18 protein-coding genes are annotated in these 16,970 nt (G+C 65.8%); 5 read left to right on the forward strand and 13 right to left on the reverse strand.

Features of this window, described 5'->3' with window-relative positions; all coding sequences use genetic code 11:
* Window positions 1-2 precede the first annotated feature (2 nt).
* Together EDF56_RS01035 and EDF56_RS01040 are read left to right on the forward strand one after the other, a co-directional pair.
* Window positions 3-605: a hypothetical protein gene (locus EDF56_RS01035; RefSeq protein WP_132384893.1), complete on the forward strand. Its 603-nt coding sequence runs from the start codon at window positions 3-5 to the stop codon at window positions 603-605.
* A gap of 90 nt (window positions 606-695) precedes the next feature.
* Entirely contained in the window at window positions 696-953 is a 258-nt protein-coding gene (locus EDF56_RS01040; RefSeq protein WP_132384894.1) for a hypothetical protein, read from the forward strand.
* Between the two features lie 3 nt (window positions 954-956).
* Here the strand turns inward: EDF56_RS01040 and rsmD are convergent, their stop codons facing one another.
* Together rsmD and EDF56_RS26200 are read right to left on the reverse strand one after the other, a co-directional pair.
* Window positions 957-1,529, reverse strand: a complete 573-nt coding sequence (rsmD, locus tag EDF56_RS01045) for a 16S rRNA (guanine(966)-N(2))-methyltransferase RsmD (protein ID WP_132384895.1) — start codon at window positions 1,527-1,529, stop codon at window positions 957-959.
* Window positions 1,526-2,278 carry a pseudouridine synthase gene (locus tag EDF56_RS26200; protein ID WP_243652314.1) on the reverse strand — a complete coding sequence of 251 codons (753 nt, stop codon included), beginning with the start codon at window positions 2,276-2,278 and terminating at the stop codon, window positions 1,526-1,528. Before EDF56_RS26200 ends, rsmD begins: the two co-directional genes overlap by 4 nt.
* A 903-nt stretch (window positions 2,279-3,181) precedes the next feature.
* Here EDF56_RS26200 and EDF56_RS01055 point away from each other — a divergent pair.
* A complete protein-coding gene (locus EDF56_RS01055) occupies window positions 3,182-4,516 on the forward strand; it encodes an MFS transporter (RefSeq protein ID WP_132384896.1) in 1,335 nt (444 codons plus the stop codon).
* Window positions 4,517-4,520: 4 nt separating this feature from the next.
* Here EDF56_RS01055 and EDF56_RS01060 read toward each other — a convergent pair whose 3' ends face one another.
* From EDF56_RS01060 to trpB, 3 genes are all read right to left on the reverse strand, one after another.
* On the reverse strand, window positions 4,521-5,816 hold the full coding sequence (locus tag EDF56_RS01060; protein ID WP_132384897.1) for a folylpolyglutamate synthase/dihydrofolate synthase family protein: 1,296 nt from the start codon (window positions 5,814-5,816) through the stop codon (window positions 4,521-4,523).
* A gap of 102 nt (window positions 5,817-5,918) precedes the next feature.
* A complete protein-coding gene (gene trpA / locus EDF56_RS01065; RefSeq protein WP_132384898.1) occupies window positions 5,919-6,695 on the reverse strand; it encodes a tryptophan synthase subunit alpha in 777 nt (258 codons plus the stop codon).
* A 2-nt stretch (window positions 6,696-6,697) separates the two neighbouring features.
* The gene (gene trpB, locus EDF56_RS01070) at window positions 6,698-7,939 is read right to left on the reverse strand and encodes a tryptophan synthase subunit beta (RefSeq protein ID WP_132384899.1); all 1,242 of its coding nucleotides are present in this window, start codon (window positions 7,937-7,939) and stop codon (window positions 6,698-6,700) included.
* A gap of 287 nt (window positions 7,940-8,226) precedes the next feature.
* Here trpB and EDF56_RS01075 point away from each other — a divergent pair, with 287 nt between their 5' ends.
* Window positions 8,227-8,694: a hypothetical protein gene (locus EDF56_RS01075; protein ID WP_132384900.1), complete on the forward strand. Its 468-nt coding sequence runs from the start codon at window positions 8,227-8,229 to the stop codon at window positions 8,692-8,694.
* 134 nt (window positions 8,695-8,828) lie between these two features.
* On the opposite strand, the gene EDF56_RS01080 is transcribed toward EDF56_RS01075, so the two are convergent.
* Entirely contained in the window at window positions 8,829-9,470 is a 642-nt protein-coding gene (locus EDF56_RS01080; RefSeq protein ID WP_132384901.1) for a phosphoribosylanthranilate isomerase, read from the reverse strand.
* A 48-nt stretch (window positions 9,471-9,518) separates the two neighbouring features.
* Between EDF56_RS01080 and EDF56_RS01085 the strand changes: the two genes are divergently transcribed.
* On the forward strand, window positions 9,519-9,941 hold the full coding sequence (locus tag EDF56_RS01085) for a DUF4019 domain-containing protein (RefSeq protein ID WP_132384902.1): 423 nt from the start codon (window positions 9,519-9,521) through the stop codon (window positions 9,939-9,941).
* A 198-nt stretch (window positions 9,942-10,139) separates the two neighbouring features.
* Here the strand turns inward: EDF56_RS01085 and EDF56_RS01090 are convergent, their stop codons facing one another.
* From EDF56_RS01090 to radC, 7 genes are all read right to left on the reverse strand, one after another.
* Complete coding sequence (locus tag EDF56_RS01090) at window positions 10,140-10,895, reverse strand: SIMPL domain-containing protein (protein WP_132384903.1); 756 nt, start codon at window positions 10,893-10,895, stop codon at window positions 10,140-10,142.
* 161 nt (window positions 10,896-11,056) lie between these two features.
* The gene (gene pyrF, locus EDF56_RS01095; protein ID WP_132384904.1) at window positions 11,057-11,734 is read right to left on the reverse strand and encodes an orotidine-5'-phosphate decarboxylase; all 678 of its coding nucleotides are present in this window, start codon (window positions 11,732-11,734) and stop codon (window positions 11,057-11,059) included.
* 4 nt (window positions 11,735-11,738) lie between these two features.
* Complete coding sequence (locus EDF56_RS01100) at window positions 11,739-12,077, reverse strand: LapA family protein (RefSeq protein WP_132384905.1); 339 nt, start codon at window positions 12,075-12,077, stop codon at window positions 11,739-11,741.
* Window positions 12,078-12,178: 101 nt separating this feature from the next.
* The gene (gene purB / locus EDF56_RS01105; RefSeq protein ID WP_132384906.1) at window positions 12,179-13,492 is read right to left on the reverse strand and encodes an adenylosuccinate lyase; all 1,314 of its coding nucleotides are present in this window, start codon (window positions 13,490-13,492) and stop codon (window positions 12,179-12,181) included.
* Between the two features lie 203 nt (window positions 13,493-13,695).
* The gene (locus EDF56_RS01110) at window positions 13,696-14,847 is read right to left on the reverse strand and encodes an endonuclease/exonuclease/phosphatase family protein (protein WP_165912050.1); all 1,152 of its coding nucleotides are present in this window, start codon (window positions 14,845-14,847) and stop codon (window positions 13,696-13,698) included.
* A gap of 534 nt (window positions 14,848-15,381) precedes the next feature.
* Entirely contained in the window at window positions 15,382-16,125 is a 744-nt protein-coding gene (locus EDF56_RS01115; protein ID WP_132384907.1) for an NRDE family protein, read from the reverse strand.
* Window positions 16,125-16,967, reverse strand: coding sequence for a DNA repair protein RadC (gene radC, locus EDF56_RS01120; protein ID WP_243652315.1), 843 nt, complete (start codon window positions 16,965-16,967; stop codon window positions 16,125-16,127). The genes EDF56_RS01115 and radC overlap by 1 nt, the downstream gene beginning before the upstream one ends.
* Window positions 16,968-16,970 lie beyond the last annotated feature (3 nt).

Consider the following 16,970-nt stretch of genomic DNA (forward strand, 5'->3'; position numbering starts at 1 on the left):
CCATGCGAACCCTTCTATTTGCCGGCGCCGCCGCGCTTTCGGTCGCGGCACTGTCCGGCCCCACCTTCGCCCAGAGCACAGTCGGTGATCCGACGCCCGATGCCCCGCCATCGCCCGCAGCGCCTGCCAGTTCCGGACCGATGACGGCGGATCAGAAAGCCCAGTACGATTCGTGGCCCGCCGACATGCGGGCGGACTACGATAGCTGGTCTCCCGAATATCAGGCCTATTTCTGGCATCTTACCGGCGAGCAGCAGCGCGGTTACTGGGCGCTGACGCCCGACCAGCGCGGACAGATCTACAAGATGAGCCCCCAGCAGCAACAGGTCGCGTGGAACGCAGTGAATCAGCAACTCGCCGGTCAGACACCCTCGACGCCGACGGCGCAGGCCAACCCTCCGGGGGAGGGCATGCCGACGACCGGCGTGCCCGATCCGAAGGTCGCCGCGCAGACGGTGCCGCCGGCGATGCCGGCCGACGAGAACTATCAGGGCGGGCCCTACAAGGGGGCGCTCACACCGCCGCCGGCAACGGCGATGAACAAGAGCTATCCGTTCTGTAGCAAGACAGTGAAGGACAACTGCCGCAACCGCGGCGGCGTCTGATTTACAGAGAAAAAGTATGGATGGGAACCAAGGCCCGCCCGGTGTATTTCACCGGGCGGACGGACTCGTCCCGTTGAAGGAGAAATCCGGATGTCTCGCTACTTGCTCATACTTGCTGCTGCTGCCGTCGCAGCGCCTCTTGGTTCGGCTGCGATGGCGGCGGATCCCCCGCAGAAGGCCGATGTAACCGCGCGTGACAGCCGTGGTCGGCCCACCGAGGTCTCAATCGATGGTACGACCTACAAGGTCTGCTCGGCGACGATCAAGGACAGCTGCATCAATCCGAGTCAGATCGGCGTCAAGCGCGACGCTACCCGCAGCAAGTCCACCAGCCACAAGAAGAAGTAACGATCAGGGGGCGCGGCGCAGAAAATGCAGCCGCGCCTTGCCTACGTCGCGCGTTGATTCGATCTCGAATCCCCGGATCGAGACGGCTTCGTCGCGCCCTGTTTCCAGGCTGATCCAGGTCTGCTCGCCGATCCAGCCGAGCCGCGCCAGCTTGTCTATGGCGACGGCGCCCGCCCCCGTGTCGTAAGGCGGATCCAGCAGCACGAGGTCCAGCGTGTCTTTCGCCGGACCCAGTGACAGCACCGAACTCGCCCGCACATCGCATTGGGCCTGCGCGCGCAAGTTGGCGATATTGGCGCGAATTGCGCGGATCGCTCCCGCGTCCTGATCGACGAAGAGGCAGTGTGCCGCCCCGCGTGAAAGCGCTTCGAGCCCCAGCGCCCCCGATCCCGCGAAGAAATCGGCCACTTTCAGCCCCTCGAACGTGCCGAGACGGCTTGCCAGCATCGAGAACAGCGTCTCGCGCGTGCGGTCCGCCGTCGGGCGCGTAGTGTCGCCCTCGGGCGTCACCAGCTTGCGTCCCCGCCATTCGCCCGCGACGATCCGAAGGCCGGTCTTTGCGACGGGTGCCTTCACGACTTGTCGACCGGCAGCGTCTTGCGGAAGTTTTCCAGATCGCGCTGGGATATCTCGATGACCATGCCCTTGGGCAGGTCGAGCAGGCGGATCGGACCGTACGACGTGCGAATCAGGCGGCTGACCTGAAGGCCGAGATGTTCGAGGACACGGCGGACTTCGCGGTTCTTGCCTTCGGTCAGCGTCATTTCGATCCACTGGTTGCGCCCGGTGCGGCGCTCCATGTTGGCGTCGATCTTGCCGTAGATCACGCCGTCGACCTCGATACCTTCAATCAGGTCTTCAAGCTGCGCTTGCGAGATGTCGCCGAAGGTGCGGGCGCGATAGGTCCGCGGCACGCCGGTGGCAGGCAGTTCCAGCCTGCGCTTGAACTCGCCATCGTTGGTGAGCAGCAGCAGCCCTTCGGTATTGAGATCGAGGCGGCCGATCGGCATCACGCGGCCCGCGCCTTCAGGCAGGGCATTGCGCAGCGCGGTGTAGATCGTCGGGCGCCCGGCGGGATCGCGCTCGGCTGTCAGGAGACCGGCGGGCTTGTGGAAGGCGAAGAGGCGGGTTTCCTCAGCGTCCTTCACCGGATTGCCGTCGACCGTGACGCCGCGCAGATTGGCGAGCACGGTGGAGGGGGTCTCGATGACCTCGTCGCCCAGTTTCACGCGGCCTTCGATGATCAGGCGCTCCGCCTCGCGGCGGCTGGCGATGCCTGCTCGGGCGAGCAGCTTGGCGATGCGTTCGCCTTCGCGGACGGGCATGCCGGGAGTCTTGGCCGTGGGCGCAGCCGCGCGCGGAGCGGCGGATACGGGGCGAGGCGGGCGAGGGCGCCGCTCATCGCGATATCGGTCGCCGGAGGGGCGTTCGTCCCGATAGCGGTCGCCTCTGGGGCGATCGTCGCTTCGGTATGCGCCGGGCTTGCGGTCGCCGAAACGGCGTTCGCCGCCTTCACGTTCACCGGAGCGACTGCCGGACGGCTTGGTTCCGAACGACAGGGCGTCATCGGGCCTGCGCGGACCACGGCCGTATACAGGCCTGTCGCTGCGGGGGGCATCGCTGCGTGGGCCGTTGCTGCGAGGATTCTCGCTGCGAGGTCCGTTATTGCGGGGATTATCGCTGCGGCCGCGTTCGCCGCGAGGGAAGCCATCGCGCGGGGCGCCGCCGCTGCGGCCGTCACCACGTTCGCCGCCGCGGCTGCCGCTGCGGCCACCACTGCGACCACCACCGTTGTCGTCGCGACTGCGGTTATAGCGGTCGCCGCTAGGACGATCGTCGCTCCGGTATTCGCCGGATTTCCGTTCACCAAACGTGCGCTCACGGGCCTTGTCGCCAAAGGACTTGCCCTCGGCAGGTTTGCGCGGGCCGCGACCGAATTGGGGCCGATCGCCACGGGGAGCATCGCCGCGCCGGTTCTCGCTGCGGGGGCCATCACTGCGTGGGCCATCGCTACGGGGGCCATTGCTGCGGGAACCGGCGCCACCGCCACGTTCGCCACGGGGAGAGCCATCGCGCGAACCGCCGCCGCCACGCTTCGGGCCGCCGGATTTAAAAGGAGGTTTGGACATTCGCCCGCCCATACCTGTTGATCGTCACTTCATCCAGCCTTCCCTTCGGCCAAGTGCGCGCTAGGTTGCTGCAGGATCGCATTTTGGAGGGATTACAGCGTGGACGCCCATAGTATCGAACAGCGTCGCGGCGTCTGGGATTCCGTCAAACCCTATTTCGAGAAAGAATCGCTCGCCGCATTCGCGCTGGGGCTCTCGTCGGGCTTCCCTTATGCGATGATCGGCGCAACGCTGACGACGCGGCTGGCGCAGGACGGAATCGACAAGAAAACCGTCACCGCCTTCACGCTCGCGTTCCTCGTCTACAATCTCAAGATCTTCTGGGCCTGGATCATCGACGGCGTGCGCCTGCCGGTAATCGGTGGTCTGGGCCAGCGTGTCTCGTGGATGCTGGTCTGCGGCGTTCTGGTGATCGCGGCGGTGCTCAACCTTGCGTTCGTCCAGCCGCTGCCCAATGCCATGGCCGCGACCGTGATCGCCGCCGTGCTGGTAGGCGCGGCGGGCGCCAGCTTCGACATCGTGATCGATGCTTACCGGATCGAGACGCTCAAGCCATACCAGCTCGGCACCGGCTCGGGCATGAGCCAGTATGGCTGGCGCATCGGTTCGGCCGGGGCGGGCGCGCTGGCGCTGGTTGTCTCGGCACGCCATGGCTGGAGCGCCGGATATGCGGTCTGCGCCCTGTTCGCACTGCCGGCGATGCTGACCGCGGTGCTTCTGGGTGAACCAGCACGCCGCAAGGTGGTCGTCCAGAAGCGCGGCGTCGTCGAAGTCTGGAGCTCGATCGCCGGGCCTTTCGCCGAGTTTTTCCGCCGCAACGGCGCGTGGCTGGTGCTGACCTTCATCCTCGTCCACAAGATCGGTGACACGCTGGCGAACCTGACCTTCCGCCTGCTGTTCGATGACCTTGGCTTCTCGAATGACGAAATCGCGCTCTACGATGTCGGGCTCGGTTTCTGGGCCTATCTGATCGGCGTGTTCATCGGCGGCGTGGCTTTCGCCAAGATGGGCCTGAAGCGATCGGTCATGCTTTCGCTGGTGCTGATGGGCTTCTCCAACCTCAGCTTTGCGGCGCTGGCGGCGGCCGGACATAGCAATTGGGGCATGGCCGGGGCGATCGGCTTCGAGAACATTTCGTCGGGCTTCGGCGGCGTCGTCGTGATCGCTTACTTCTCGGCGCTCTGCGACCTTCGCTTCACCGCCGCGCAATATGCGCTGATCTCGGCAGGTGCGAGCGTGGTGGGCCGGTTCCTCACCGGCACCACGGCGGGCGCGATGATCGAGACCTTCGGCTACGTGAACTTCTATCTGCTCACGACCGTCGCATCGCTGCCCGGCATGGTGATCTTCTGGTGGATGTGCCGCACCGGACTGGTCGATCAGGCAATGGGCACGGCAGGCGAAGACGTTGCCGAGCTGGAGGCGGACGCCTGAGCAGTTAGTCCGGGATCTCGTCGTTGGCGCGCAGCACTTCACCAGAGAGGTAAAGCGAACCGGCGATGAGTACCGGCAGGCCGTCCTCCGGCAAGGCGGCCAGCGCCTCTTCCACGCTGCCTGCGGCCAGAGCGGAGGGGCCGAAACTGGTGGGACCGTGGCAGTCCTGACCCGGCACCGGCACTGCATGGATACTGACGATGGAGTCGCGGAGCGGCCCGTTGAGCGCGCGCGGGTCCTTGTTCGCCAGCATGCCGATCACGAGATGCAGTCGCTGTCCCGCGAAATGGCGGGCGATGGCAAGCCCCGCGTCGGGGTTGTGCCCACCGTCCAGCCAGACCGCTCGCGCACCGGCATGGCGCGTCAGCGGGCCTTGCGAGAGCAATTGCAGGCGGGCGGGCCAGCGCGCGGCGCGGATGCCGTCCGCCATGGCCTCAGCGGAGACGGTCACCCGGTCCTGATGCCTAAGCATGGCCACGGCGAGCGCTGCGTTTTCGGCCTGATGCGTGCCGGGCAGGCTGGGCAGGGGCAGGGTGAGTTCGCCGTGTCGGTCCGAATATTCGATCACGTCGCCCACGCTGGCATCCCAATCGCGCCCGCGCATGTGCAGCGGGGCACCGGCGGTGAGGGCGGCACGCTCGATTTCGAGTTCGGCGCTTTCCGGATAGGCCAGCGTGATGACGGGTGCGGGGCTGCGGACGATGCCGGCTTTCTCGAAAGCGATGCGGGCGAGCGGCTCTTCGGGCGCGCCGTCCTCGGGCCGCAACAGGAAGGCCTCGTGATCGATGCCGAGCGTGACAATGCCGCAGGCCGCCGGATGTTCGAGGACATTGGTGGCGTCGAGACGGCCGCCGAGGCCCACCTCGATCACGCAGGCGTCGGCAGGCTCGCGCGCGAAGGCGAGGAAGATCGCTGCCGTCGTCACTTCGAAGAAGCTGGGCTGAAGGTCTTCGCCAGCGTCGAGCACTTCGGCCAGCAGGTCGGCCAGCATGGCGTCGGAGATCAGCTTGCCGCCGAGCCGGATGCGCTCGTTGTAGCGCACCAGATGCGGCTTGGTGGCGGAATGGACCTTCAGGCCCTGTGCCTCCAGCATGAAGCGCAGATAAGCGCAGGTCGAGCCTTTGCCATTGGTGCCGGCGACATGGAACGTGGGCGGCAGGCGCTTCTGCGGATTGCCCAGCCGTTCGAGCAGGGTGTGGATCGTCTCCAGCCCGAAGCGCCCTTGCGGAAGCGAAAGCGCGGCGAGTCGGTCAAGCTGGGCCTGAACGCGCGGGTCTTCGGAAACGGCGAAGTCTTTCATGGCACCCGTCCGGAAAAGCACATCGCGGCAAGCCTTGGCGGCCGCCGCGATGCACGGATTGCGTCGTCGTCACGCGTTGCGCAATGACGAAATTAAGTGGGATCAGCGCGCGGCGTGGACTGCCTCAGCCAGCGCCGAGGTCAGCGCGCGCAAATGCGCCGGTGCTTCGGCGCCGTGCTGCTTGACCAGATCGACCAGCGCCGAGCCTACCACCACGCCGTCCGCCACTTTGGCGATCGCGCTGGCCTGCTCGGGCGTGCGGACGCCGAAGCCGACCGCGACGGGGATCGAACTGGCGGCCTTGAGCCTGGCCACGGCATCCTCGATCGAGCCTTGCGCGGCCTGCTGCATGCCGGTCACACCCGCAACCGAGACGTAGTAGAGGAAGCCCGAGGAGCCTTCGAGCACGGCGGGAAGCCGCGCGGCGTCGGTGGTGGGCGTGGCGAGGCGGATCAGCGAAACGCTCTTTTCGCGCAGGGCAGGGCCGAGTTCGGCGTCTTCCTCGGGCGGAATGTCGACGCAGATCACGCCGTCGACGCCGGCCTTCGCGCATTCGTCCGCGAACCAGTCGGCGCCGCGCGCGATCATCGGGTTGGCGTAGCCCATCAGCACCAGTGGCACCTGCGGATGACGGGTGCGGAATTCGCTGGCCATGCGGAAGATATCGGCGGTCCGGGTGCCGGCATCGAGGCTGCGGATGTTCGCTTCCTGGATCGCCGGGCCGTCGGCCATGGGATCGGTGAAGGGCATGCCGAGTTCGATCACATCGGCGCCACCTTCGACGAGCGCGTCGAGATTGGCGGCGGTGTCACCGTCCCCCCCGGTGATGAAGCAGACGAGTGCCGGGCCTTTGGCGAATGCGGTTTCGAAGCGGGTCATGCTTAAAGCTCCACACCCAGCGCTTCGGCGACGGTGAAGATGTCCTTGTCGCCGCGACCCGAGACGTTGACGACGAGCAGCTTGTCCTCGTCCATCTGCGCCGTCAGCTGCGGCAGCGCGGCCAGAGCGTGCGAGCTTTCGAGCGCCGGGATGATGCCCTCCAGTTCGCAGCAGAGCTGGAACGCTTCGAGTGCCTGCGTATCCGTGATCGGCACGTAGTTCACGCGCCCGCTCTCATGCAGCCACGAATGCTCGGGCCCGAGGCCGGGGTAGTCGAGACCGGCCGAAATCGAGTGCGCCTCGGTGATCTGGCCGTCCTCGTCCTGCAGCAGGTAGGTCTTGTTGCCATGGAGGATGCCGGGCTTGCCGCCGGTCAGCGAGGCGGCGTGCTTGTCGGTATCGATTCCGTGGCCCGCTGCCTCGATGCCGGTCATCGCGACATCGGGATCGTCGAGGAAGGGATGGAACAGGCCGATCGCGTTCGATCCGCCGCCCACGGCTGCCACCAGCATGTCGGGCAGGCGGCCTTCCTTCTCCAGCATCTGCTCGCGGGTTTCCTTGCCGATGATCGACTGGAAATCGCGCACCAGCTCAGGATAGGGGTGCGGGCCAGCGGCCGTGCCGATGATGTAGAATGTGTCGTGGACGTTCGCGACCCAGTAGCGCAGCGCGTCGTTCATCGAGTCCTTGAGGGACTGCGAACCGCTCTCGCAGGAGATCACTTCCGCGCCCAGCAGCTTCATGCGGAACACGTTGGGCTTCTGGCGCTCGATATCCTTGGCGCCCATGAAGATCTTGCAGGGCAGGCCGAAGCGCGCGGCGACAGTGGCGGTGGCGACACCGTGCTGGCCGGCGCCGGTCTCGGCGATGATCTTCGTCTTGCCCATGCGGATCGCGAGCAGGATCTGCCCGATGCAATTGTTGATCTTGTGCGCGCCGGTGTGGTTCAGCTCTTCGCGCTTGAAGTAGATCTTCGGGCCCTTTCCGGCAGGCGCAAGGCCCCGGAAATGCTCGGTGATGCGGGGCGCGAAGTAGAGCGGGCTCGGGCGGCCCACGAAATCCTTCATCAGCGCGTCGAATTCCGCCCAGAACGCCGGGTCCTGCTGCGCCTTGCGGTATTCCTTCTCCAGATCGAGGATCAGCGGCATCAGCGTTTCGGCGACGTAGCGGCCGCCGAACTGGCCGAAGTGGCCGGTCTCGTCGGGCATGTTGCTGAAACTGTTCACGGGCGTCTGTGCGGTCATGATCCGGCCGATTGGCAGAGCCGCGCGGCCAAGTCCAGCGCGCTTTGTCGGTTCGGGGATGTTCCGCGCCGTTCTGCGCGCTTCAGACCTTGCATGGGGACGGTCGGCCCGTTTTCAATTGCAAATCATGCAACTATGCAAACGCTATTAGCAATATAATGTCTGTAAGTGGCAGTTTCATGACGTTTCCGGGCAATTATGAATTATTTTGTTCATCCGGGCGAAAGGATGGGGGGCGCAGCGGGTCCTTCCCCGGTGAGGGCCGGGGGAAAATTTGGAGAAAAAACATGCGTATTGCACTCGTTTCGCTCGCCGCGGTTGCTGCCGTGGCCGCCGCCACTCCCGCCCTGGCCAATGAAGCGCGCGTCGAAGCTCGCACCGGCATCATCTGGGACGGTAGCGACAGCGACGCAGTTGCAGGCGTTGCCGCTGGTTACGACTACGACCTGGGCAACAAGTTCTTCGCTGGCGTCGAAGGTTCGGCCGACAAGGTCCTGACCGGCGGCACCCGCGTTTCGTGGGGCGTTGGCGGCCGCGCTGGCATGAAGGTCACCCCGACCACCAAGCTCTATGCCAACTCGACCTGGCAGTCGAAGTTCAGCAAGTACGGCAACAGCGCCGTTGCTGTTGGCGGCGGTGTTGAGCAGGCTCTCGACAGCCGCTTCTACGCCAAGGCTGAATACAAGCACCTGCTGGTTGGCGACAACACCCCCGACGCGGACCTCGGTCTGGTCGGCGTTGGCGTGAAGTTCTGATCTAGCTGCTTCCGGCCCGAATCTGCCACCGAGGCGTCGGGCCGGGGGCAACTGACTGGAATCGCTCCACTGTGAGCGTAAGCCAGGAAAGGGCGGCCCATGAGGGGGCCGCCCTTTCTCGTTTGTGGGCCTGCTCAGAGGCTGCGGACGGCGCGCACGAAGGCGTCGATCCGGTCGGTGTCCTTGACGCCGGGAGCACTCTCCACGCCCGAGGACGTGTCCACGAGCGGCGCGCCGGTCAGCCGTACGGCTTCCGCCACATTGTCGGGCGTAAGGCCGCCGGCAAGGCCCCAGGCCACCGGGCCCTTCCATTGGGCGACAAGGCTCCAGTCAAAGCTCAGCCCCATGCCGCCGGGCAGCGTGCCCTTGGGCGTCTTGGCATCGAACAGCACGAGATCGACGGCACCGGCATAGGCGGCGGCTCTGTCGGCATCCTCGGCCGTCGCGACGGAGAGGGCCTTCCACACCGCGACACCGTAGCGTGCGCGCAGTTCGGCGGCTCTTGCGGGGCTCTCGCTGCCATGAAGCTGGAACGCGTCGAGGCGGGCGCTCGCCACGGCCTCTGCGATCGTTGCATCATCGGCATCGACGAACAGGCCGACGCGGCCGATCCGCCCTTCGGCGCGCGCCGCCAGCAGGGCAGCCTCGGCCGGCGTGACGTTGCGCGGGCTTTTCGGAAAGAACACGAAGCCGGCATGGTCGGCGCGGCCGCGAATCGCGGCTTCGAGGGCGTCGGGCGTGCTTATCCCGCAGATCTTGATCGCCGCTGTTGGCATGTCGTTTTTCTGGCCTAGATTGCGGCCCCGATGCTTAGGGGACCGATGATGAACCGACTGACGCGCTATCTAGTGCCATTTGCGGCCGTCGCAATGCTGGCGGGTTGCGGGATGAAGGAGTCGTTCGCGGACGCCGGGCTGGAAGTGGCGAAGTTCCACCGCGCGCTTGATGCCGGACGTTCTCAGGAAATCTGGAATAACGCGGATCCGCAGTTCCGCAGCGCCAGTCAGCAGGCGCAGTTCGCGAAGCTGATTGACGCGGTGCATCGCAAGCTCGGCAAGGTGCGCACCAGCAAGCAGGTGGGTTGGAACGCCAATGCCACCACCGACGGCACGTTCGTCACCCTGACGATGCAGACCGCGTTTGAGCATGGAACAGGCGTCGAGCAGTTCGTCTATCGCAAGCGCGACGCGGGGCACATGGCGTTGGTCGGCTACAATATCCAGTCGCAGGACATGATGCTGGATTGACCAGCTTGCCGCCTCTTTTGGGGCGGGCATTGGATTTTTGGGATTCGCGCAAAGACGCAAAGGCGCAAAGAGGTTGTGTCATCGGCGAAGCCGCTTTGTTATTCGGCGGTATCCGATGGCGCGCCCTCGCGCGGGAAGGAGTACCTGCGGTGCAGGGCAACTCCTTCGTCCCTTCGTGCCTTTGCGCGAATTTATATTTTACGGTGCCAGTTCGAACTGGACGGTGAGGTTCATCGACATCTGGAGTTCACCGGCGGCAACCGGCGGGGCTGCTGGGGCCATGTCCATCGACGCCTTGCGGGCGAACATCACCGGCATCGGCGCGTTACCGCCCCCCTCGTTGATCGAGACCACGCGGACGACGCGAAGTCCTGCGGCGCGGGCGTAGAGGTCCGCGCGAGCGCGGGCGGTCTTGATCGCGTCGGTGCGGGCCTCGTCCTGCGCGGCGGCGGGTTCGGAGAGCGTGAAGTCCGGGCCGTTGACCTGGTTGGCACCAGCGGACACCAGCGCGTCGATCACCTTGCCGGTATCGGCCAGCTTGCGCTGACGCACGGAAACGGTGTTGGTGGCCTGATAGCCGACGATCTCACGCGGTTCGCCCGCGAAGCTGCCGTCCGGCTGGCGCTGCATCGGGGCATAGACCGGGTTGAGGCTGAGGTTGGTGGTCTGGATGTCCTTGTCCGCCACGCCTGCCTTCTTCAACGCAGCGATCACGCGGGTCATCGCCTGCGAGTTGGCGCCCATGGCCTCGCTCGCGGTCTTGCCCTGGGTGGTCACCCCGGCGGAATAGCTCGCCATGTCGGGCGTGCGGGTGGAGGAGCCATCGGCATTGACGGTCAGCAGCGTGTGCCCGGCCTCGATGGCGGGAACGGTCTGTTGCGCCATGGCGGCAGGGGCGGACGCCATCGCAAGCACGGCGAAGGCCGTTGCGGCAAGAAGCTTGGGGGATTTCATATAGTCGCACTCTCCATCCATCGGGATCGGGCCATCAGGACCGGATCAACGATCTGCGTCCCCCGAGGTTGCCCGGCGCTGAACCGTGCATTTCCGGGGGATGAATGGAAAGACGGAGCCATGGTCCTGCAACCTTGGCTCCGCTGCGGATCACACCCCGATCAGAGTGTCGCCTCGATCGCACGCGCGGCGGCGAGAGGGTCGTCCGCGCGGCTGATCGGGCGGCCGATCACCAGTACGCTGGCGCCGTCGTCACGGGCCTGGCGCGGGGTGACGATGCGCTTCTGGTCGCCATTGCCCCCGTTGTCGGGGCGCAGGCCGGGAACCACGAAGAAGCCGTCCTTCCACTGGCTGTGGATCGCGCCGACTTCGTGGCCGGAGCAGACGATACCGTCGAGGCCGGCAGAATGGGCCAGTTCGGCAAGGCGCATGGCCTGCGCGTGAGGCTCGTCGTTGACGCCGATGGCGGCAAGGTCGTCACCGTCGAGGCTGGTCAGCACGGTGACCGCCACGACCTTGGTGTTCTCTCCCGCCGCAGCCTTGGCATCTTCCATCATCGCGCGGCCACCGGCGGCATGGATGGTGACGATCGAAGGCTGCAGCACGTGGATCGCCTGCATGGCGCCGGCAACGGTGTTCGGAATGTCGTGCAGCTTCAGGTCGAGGAAGATCGGCAGGCCCAGCTTGTGCAGTTCATGCACGCCGTGGTGGCCGTGGGCGCAGAAGAACTCCAGCCCCAGCTTGATCCCGCCGATGTGCCCGGCGACCTTGCGGGCCAGCGCCTCGGCAGCGTCGAGGCGGGGCAGGTCGAGGGCGAGATAGACGGGATTGTTGCTCATGGGATCAGACTTCCGGGGTGGGATCGAGAGTGGAGGGAACGGGCGTGGTGGACGCCGGTTCGGGGGCGGTCATGGACGGCATCGAGCTGGCGCGCAGCGAGTTCTCCAGCGTGGCGATGCGGCGGTTCAGCCGCCAGCGCACCGCACGCAGGTAAAGCCAGACCGGCGTCATGCCGAGGCAGAAGAACAGCAGCGCGACGACCCCGATGGGCCATTCGAAGTGAACGTAGTTGCCATCATCGAGCGGCCAGAAATTCACCGGAACCTTGGCCCAGTTCATCGCAATGAAGGCGACGAGGATCGCAGTGATGGCGATCCACAACACGGTGCGGATGATGTTCATGCTTCCTCCGGCAATTCCTGCAGGTGTTCCTGCAAGTAGGTCCCGCCAATCGCGCCGATGCTAGGCGCGATTGGCGGCCATGGGAAGTGTCGGTGGACCGCTTAGTTCCCGAAAACGCGCGCGAAGATCGTATCCACGTGCTTGAAGTGGTAGTCGAGGTTGAACTTGTCCTCGATCACTTCGACGGGCAGCGCCGCCGTGACTTCGGGATCGGCCTTGAGAAGTTCGAGCAGCGAGAGCTGACCGTCCGATTCCCAGACCTTCATCGCGTTCCTCTGGACCAGACGGTACGACTGGTCACGGCTGAGACCGGCCTGCGTCAGCGCCAGCAGCACGCGCTGCGAGTGGACGAGGCCGCCCATGCGGTCGAGGTTCTTCTGCATGCGCTCGGGATAGACGAGCAGCTTGTCGATGACGCCGGTAAGGCGGGCCAGCGCGAAGTCGAGCGTGATCGTCGCGTCGGGGCCGATGAAGCGTTCGACCGAGGAGTGCGAGATGTCGCGCTCATGCCAGAGGGCCACGTTCTCCATCGCCGGCACCACGGCCGAGCGCACGACGCGCGACAGGCCGGTGAGGTTCTCGGTCAGCACCGGGTTGCGCTTGTGCGGCATGGCCGACGAGCCCTTCTGGCCGGGCGAGAAGTATTCTTCCGCCTCAAGCACTTCGGTGCGCTGGAGGTGGCGGACTTCGATGGAAAGGCGCTCGATCGAGCTGGCGATCACGCCCAGCACCGCGAAGAACATGGCGTGACGGTCGCGCGGGATCACCTGGGTCGAGACCGGCTCGACCGCCAGGCCCAGCTTGTCCGCGACATAGTCTTCCACTGCCGGATCGACATTGGCGAAAGTGCCGACAGCGCCCGAGATCGCGCAAGTGGCGACTTCCTCGCGGGCGGCGAGCAGGCGGGTCTTGCAGCGCGCGAATTCGGCATAGGCTTCGGCCATCTTGAGGCCGAAGGTCACCGGTTCGGCATGGATGCCGTGGCTGCGGCCGATGGTGGGGGTGTACTTGTGCTCTTCGGCGCGGCGCTTGATCGCGGCGAGCAGGGCGTCGAGGTCTGCCAGCAGGATGTCGGCGGCCTTGGCGAGCTGGACGTTCAGCGTGGTGTCGAGCACGTCGGAGCTGGTCATGCCCTGGTGCATGAAGCGCGCTTCGGGGCCGACCTGCTGGGCCACCCAGTCAAGGAAGGCGATCACGTCGTGCTTGGTCACGGCCTCGATCGCGTCGATCGCGGCGACGTCGATGGTCGGGTTCGTGGCCCACCAATCCCACAGGGCCTTGCCGGCGCTGGCGGGCACGGTGCCCATTTCGCCCATCTTCACGGCGGCGTGGGCCTCGATCTCGAACCAGATGCGGTAACGGGCTTCGGGCTCCCAGATCGCGGTCATCGCGGGGCGGGCGTAGCGGGGGACCATCTTTAGACTCCTATGGCTGACGCGCGTGCCGCTAGGCTGGCAGGGCTCCGAAGGCAAGGGCGGAGACGCAGCGCCCCCTCCGAATTGCCGCCCAAGCGCACAAGGTGACAGTCAGGTTGACACAGTTGACACGGTCTTGAAGCGAATTTTTCGCCCGGTCCTGGAGTGGCCGGATCCGGGCGGCGGGGAAACGAAAAGCGGCGTCATCGCGTGCTTATGACAGGCGAGGCGGAAGTAGGAAAATTCCGCCGCCGGTCCCGTCCGGCCAGCGCCCCGCAGCCCGGCGTGCGGGTGAGCGCGGCGTTCCAGCGCAATTCGTACGTGACCAGAAAACCATCGTGATCGGAAAGCTGCGGGCTGCCGGGGCTGCCGTCGAACATGGCCTCCACCCGGATCGGGCGAATCCGCACATCCTCTCCGGTCCACAGGAACTGGAGGTCCTGCGTATCCATCCACGGCGCGTCGCCGTCCCATGAAATCTTGACGTCGCAGCCCGAAACGGGGGCGGCGCAGATCCGGTGAACAAGGCCCAGCGCCTGATACTTCGCGAAATTCTCCCAGCGGGGTTCGGAGCGGCGCATGTTGAAGTCTCCGCCGAAGATCAGCGGATTCTCGTCATCGTGGGTCTCGTCGATGAAGCGCGATGCTTCCCGCGCCTGCCGGTCGTGCGCGGAAAGATTGCGGACCGCCGGTGCCCGGGACGCGCCGCGTGAATTCATGTGGGTGTCATAGATGTCGATCAGCGAGGGAACGCCCGGGATCTCGATCCGGGCAAGCGCGATACCCTTGTTCGAAAGACAGTCGAATCCCGCGCAGGAGCGCCGTCCGTAGGCCCGCTTGCCGTAATCGACGATGGCATAGCGCGAGGCGATGGCAAGGCCGCTGCCGAAGACATGGATGCCGATCTCTCCGCGCGCGAGGCTGGAATGGCCCGGCAGACGCTCACGCGTGGCGCCCTTGGCGCTGGTGGTCCGGTGGGGGCCGGAGTAGATCGCCGGATAGCCGGTGGCGATGACTGCGCGCTTGGCGGCATCGCTGAACATCTCCTGGAACAGCACGACATCCGGCGCGGTCCCCGCTGCGCGCATCGCTGCTAACCGGCTGCCGATCTGTTCAAGAAACGGCGCGCGGCCGCTGCGCGCGGGCCAGCCGAGCCCTTCCATATTGTACGTGAGCACGGTCAGCCGGGTCGTGGCGATGGCACCGCCGGAAGGTGTCGTGCCCGACGTTGCGATCACCGGCGCATGGGTATTGTCACACGTGACGTGCGCGCGCGGCGGGGGCAGGGTGGAGCAGCCGGTGGCGAACAGCACGGCAAGGCCGGCGAGATAGTGAGGCGGACGAAAACCGTGCATGCCGGTCGGGACGTATTCCTGCTGGCGGGACCGAAAGTGTCACCTTGTGCCGGCGTCACCTCAAGCGAGTGTCATCTTATGCGTTAGGTGTCACCTTGTGCCAAGCCTGTCACTTTGCGGGTTTTTGAATGGGGTGAGGGCGGGGGTGGCAAAGTGGACAGTACCTCACGATACGTCATCCTGAACTTGTTTCAGGATCCATTTGGCCGCTCACCCAGACGACCGCGCGAAAAGCCCGGCAATCGCGCATCGCCGATCGAAGCACCGCGCCGGCGGCGAGATGGATCCTGAAACAAGTTCAGGATGACGTGGTAAGGTGTCTCGACGGTCGCTCTTTCGTGCCATTCTGGCCATTCCCGCCATTCTGCCAGTCCCCAGTCCCCAGTCCCGCTCAGGCTGAGCTTGTCGAAGCCCCATGAGGCGTGGCGCGAGTTTCCATCCTTCGACAAGCTCAGGATGAGCGGGGTGAATGAGGAGAGGAGAGGTGGTGAACGGAATGAGTAGAACGGGTTGAGCGAAGCGAACCCATCCCGCTCAGGGTAAAGCGGCCGCTGGCCATTCAAACGCCACGGTGACTTCACCGGATACACTGCCATCCGACGCGAAACTGCGTTCCACGATCCGCCCTTGGCCGGAGCGCGAGAGCACAAGCACAGTGCTGCACCGCGTGCCGTAAACGAAGTCACGAATGAACACCGGCGCGAAGCGCGGCTCCGGGCCGTCCTCCATGCGGGCCGTCCGCCGGTCTGGCCTTTCCACGCGCAGGGCATCGAACAGCGGGGAGAGATCCTCACTCCCGGCGTCCAGCCAACGAGCCACTGCCTGTTCCACCGCGCGGGTCTTGGGCCAGGGCAGGTCGAAGCCGCCATTTGACAGCCCGTGGATGCCCGGGGTGAGGGCCCGTGTCTCGGTGTGCGGATAATTGGTGAGGAACCGCGCCGCGCCGCCCGCCACTTCGACAAGGTTGAACGGATTCATCGTCTCGACCGGTTCCGACGTGCGGCCTTCAAGCAGGTCGGTGACGAGCACCCCGCGCGAGGGACGTCCCGGCTGCGCGCCTTCGGGCACGCGGTAATTAGTGACGAGCGTGAAGCGGCCGCTGTCGGTCACTCCCAGCCACGTCCCGCCGCCGACGAGATCGCGCCCGGCGATCACGCCCGAGCCGTCTTCCCAGCGCGCCAGCGGAGCGGAAGCGCGCGCATGGAACTCGTCCCGATTGCCGGCAACGACCAGTGGCCAGTCGGGATGGGCTCTCCACGCGACGGCGGCAACACACATCAGATATGGCCTTTTGCGCGCAGGCTGACATGCCCCTCGCGCCCGATCACCACATGGTCGTGCACGGTGATGCCCAGCAGGCGCCCGGCGGCGGCGAGGCGATGCGTCATTTCGATGTCGGCCTGGCTCGGCTCCGGCGAGCCGGAGGGGTGATTGTGGACAAGGATCAGCCCGGTCGCGCCGATATCGAGCGCGCGGCGGATCACTTCGCGCGGGTGAATTGCGGCCTCGTCGATAGAGCCTTCACCGACCATCTCGTCCAGGATCAGCATGTTCTTGGCATTGAGATAGAGCACGCGCACGCGCTCGCGCGTGAGGTGGGCCATGTCGATGGTGAGGTAGTCTATCAGGACCTGCCACGATCCGATCACCGGCGCCTCGCGCAGGCGCTGGCGGGATAGCCGCGTGGCGGCGACGGTGACGATCTTCAGCGCGGCGGCGGTCGCCTCGCCCATGCCGGGGTGGCCCGCCAGCGTGCGCGGATCGGCCTGGAGCACGCCCGCCAGCGAGCCGAAGCGCTTGATCAGGCTGCGGGCGAGCGGCTTCATGTCCCGCCGGGGCACGGCCTGCATCAGCAGCAGTTCGATGACTTCGTGATCGGCCAGAGCCTCCGCGCCGCCTTCGATCAGGCGCTTGCGCAGCCGGGCGCGATGTCCGCTGGGGTCGTTGCCTGCCGCCTTCGCGTCCGGAGCCGTGATTTTGCCCGCGTAGGCCTCTGCAAGGCCGTTCTTGCCTGAGGCTACGGGCATGCCCGTTTCGGCGTCGTTTCCGGCGCCGAATGCCTTCGCGGAAGGCGGTTCATCAAAGAGACTGTCCTGATCGGGCATAAGCTCCACGGACAATTG

Source organism: Novosphingobium sp. PhB165 (assembly GCF_004341845.1).
Taxonomy (GTDB): Bacteria; Pseudomonadota; Alphaproteobacteria; order Sphingomonadales; family Sphingomonadaceae; genus Novosphingobium.

Bases quoted from the DNA above. Each gene is read 5' to 3' on its own strand.
- EDF56_RS01035 (WP_132384893.1), top strand. From the start codon at position 3: ATGCGAACCCTTCTATTTGCCGGCGCCGCCGCGCTTTCGGTCGCGGCA.
- EDF56_RS01040 (WP_132384894.1), top strand. From the start codon at position 696: ATGTCTCGCTACTTGCTCATACTTGCTGCTGCTGCCGTCGCAGCGCCT.
- EDF56_RS26200 (WP_243652314.1), bottom strand. From the start codon at position 2,278: ATGCCCGTCCGCGAAGGCGAACGCATCGCCAAGCTGCTCGCCCGAGCA.
- EDF56_RS01060 (WP_132384897.1), bottom strand. From the start codon at position 5,816: ATGAAAGACTTCGCCGTTTCCGAAGACCCGCGCGTTCAGGCCCAGCTT.
- trpA (WP_132384898.1), bottom strand. From the start codon at position 6,695: ATGACCCGCTTCGAAACCGCATTCGCCAAAGGCCCGGCACTCGTCTGC.
- trpB (WP_132384899.1), bottom strand. From the start codon at position 7,939: ATGACCGCACAGACGCCCGTGAACAGTTTCAGCAACATGCCCGACGAG.
- EDF56_RS01075 (WP_132384900.1), top strand. From the start codon at position 8,227: ATGCGTATTGCACTCGTTTCGCTCGCCGCGGTTGCTGCCGTGGCCGCC.
- EDF56_RS01080 (WP_132384901.1), bottom strand. From the start codon at position 9,470: ATGCCAACAGCGGCGATCAAGATCTGCGGGATAAGCACGCCCGACGCC.
- EDF56_RS01085 (WP_132384902.1), top strand. From the start codon at position 9,519: ATGAACCGACTGACGCGCTATCTAGTGCCATTTGCGGCCGTCGCAATG.
- EDF56_RS01090 (WP_132384903.1), bottom strand. From the start codon at position 10,895: ATGAAATCCCCCAAGCTTCTTGCCGCAACGGCCTTCGCCGTGCTTGCG.
- pyrF (WP_132384904.1), bottom strand. From the start codon at position 11,734: ATGAGCAACAATCCCGTCTATCTCGCCCTCGACCTGCCCCGCCTCGAC.
- EDF56_RS01100 (WP_132384905.1), bottom strand. From the start codon at position 12,077: ATGAACATCATCCGCACCGTGTTGTGGATCGCCATCACTGCGATCCTC.
- purB (WP_132384906.1), bottom strand. From the start codon at position 13,492: ATGGTCCCCCGCTACGCCCGCCCCGCGATGACCGCGATCTGGGAGCCC.
- EDF56_RS01110 (WP_165912050.1), bottom strand. From the start codon at position 14,847: ATGCACGGTTTTCGTCCGCCTCACTATCTCGCCGGCCTTGCCGTGCTG.
- EDF56_RS01115 (WP_132384907.1), bottom strand. From the start codon at position 16,125: ATGTGTGTTGCCGCCGTCGCGTGGAGAGCCCATCCCGACTGGCCACTG.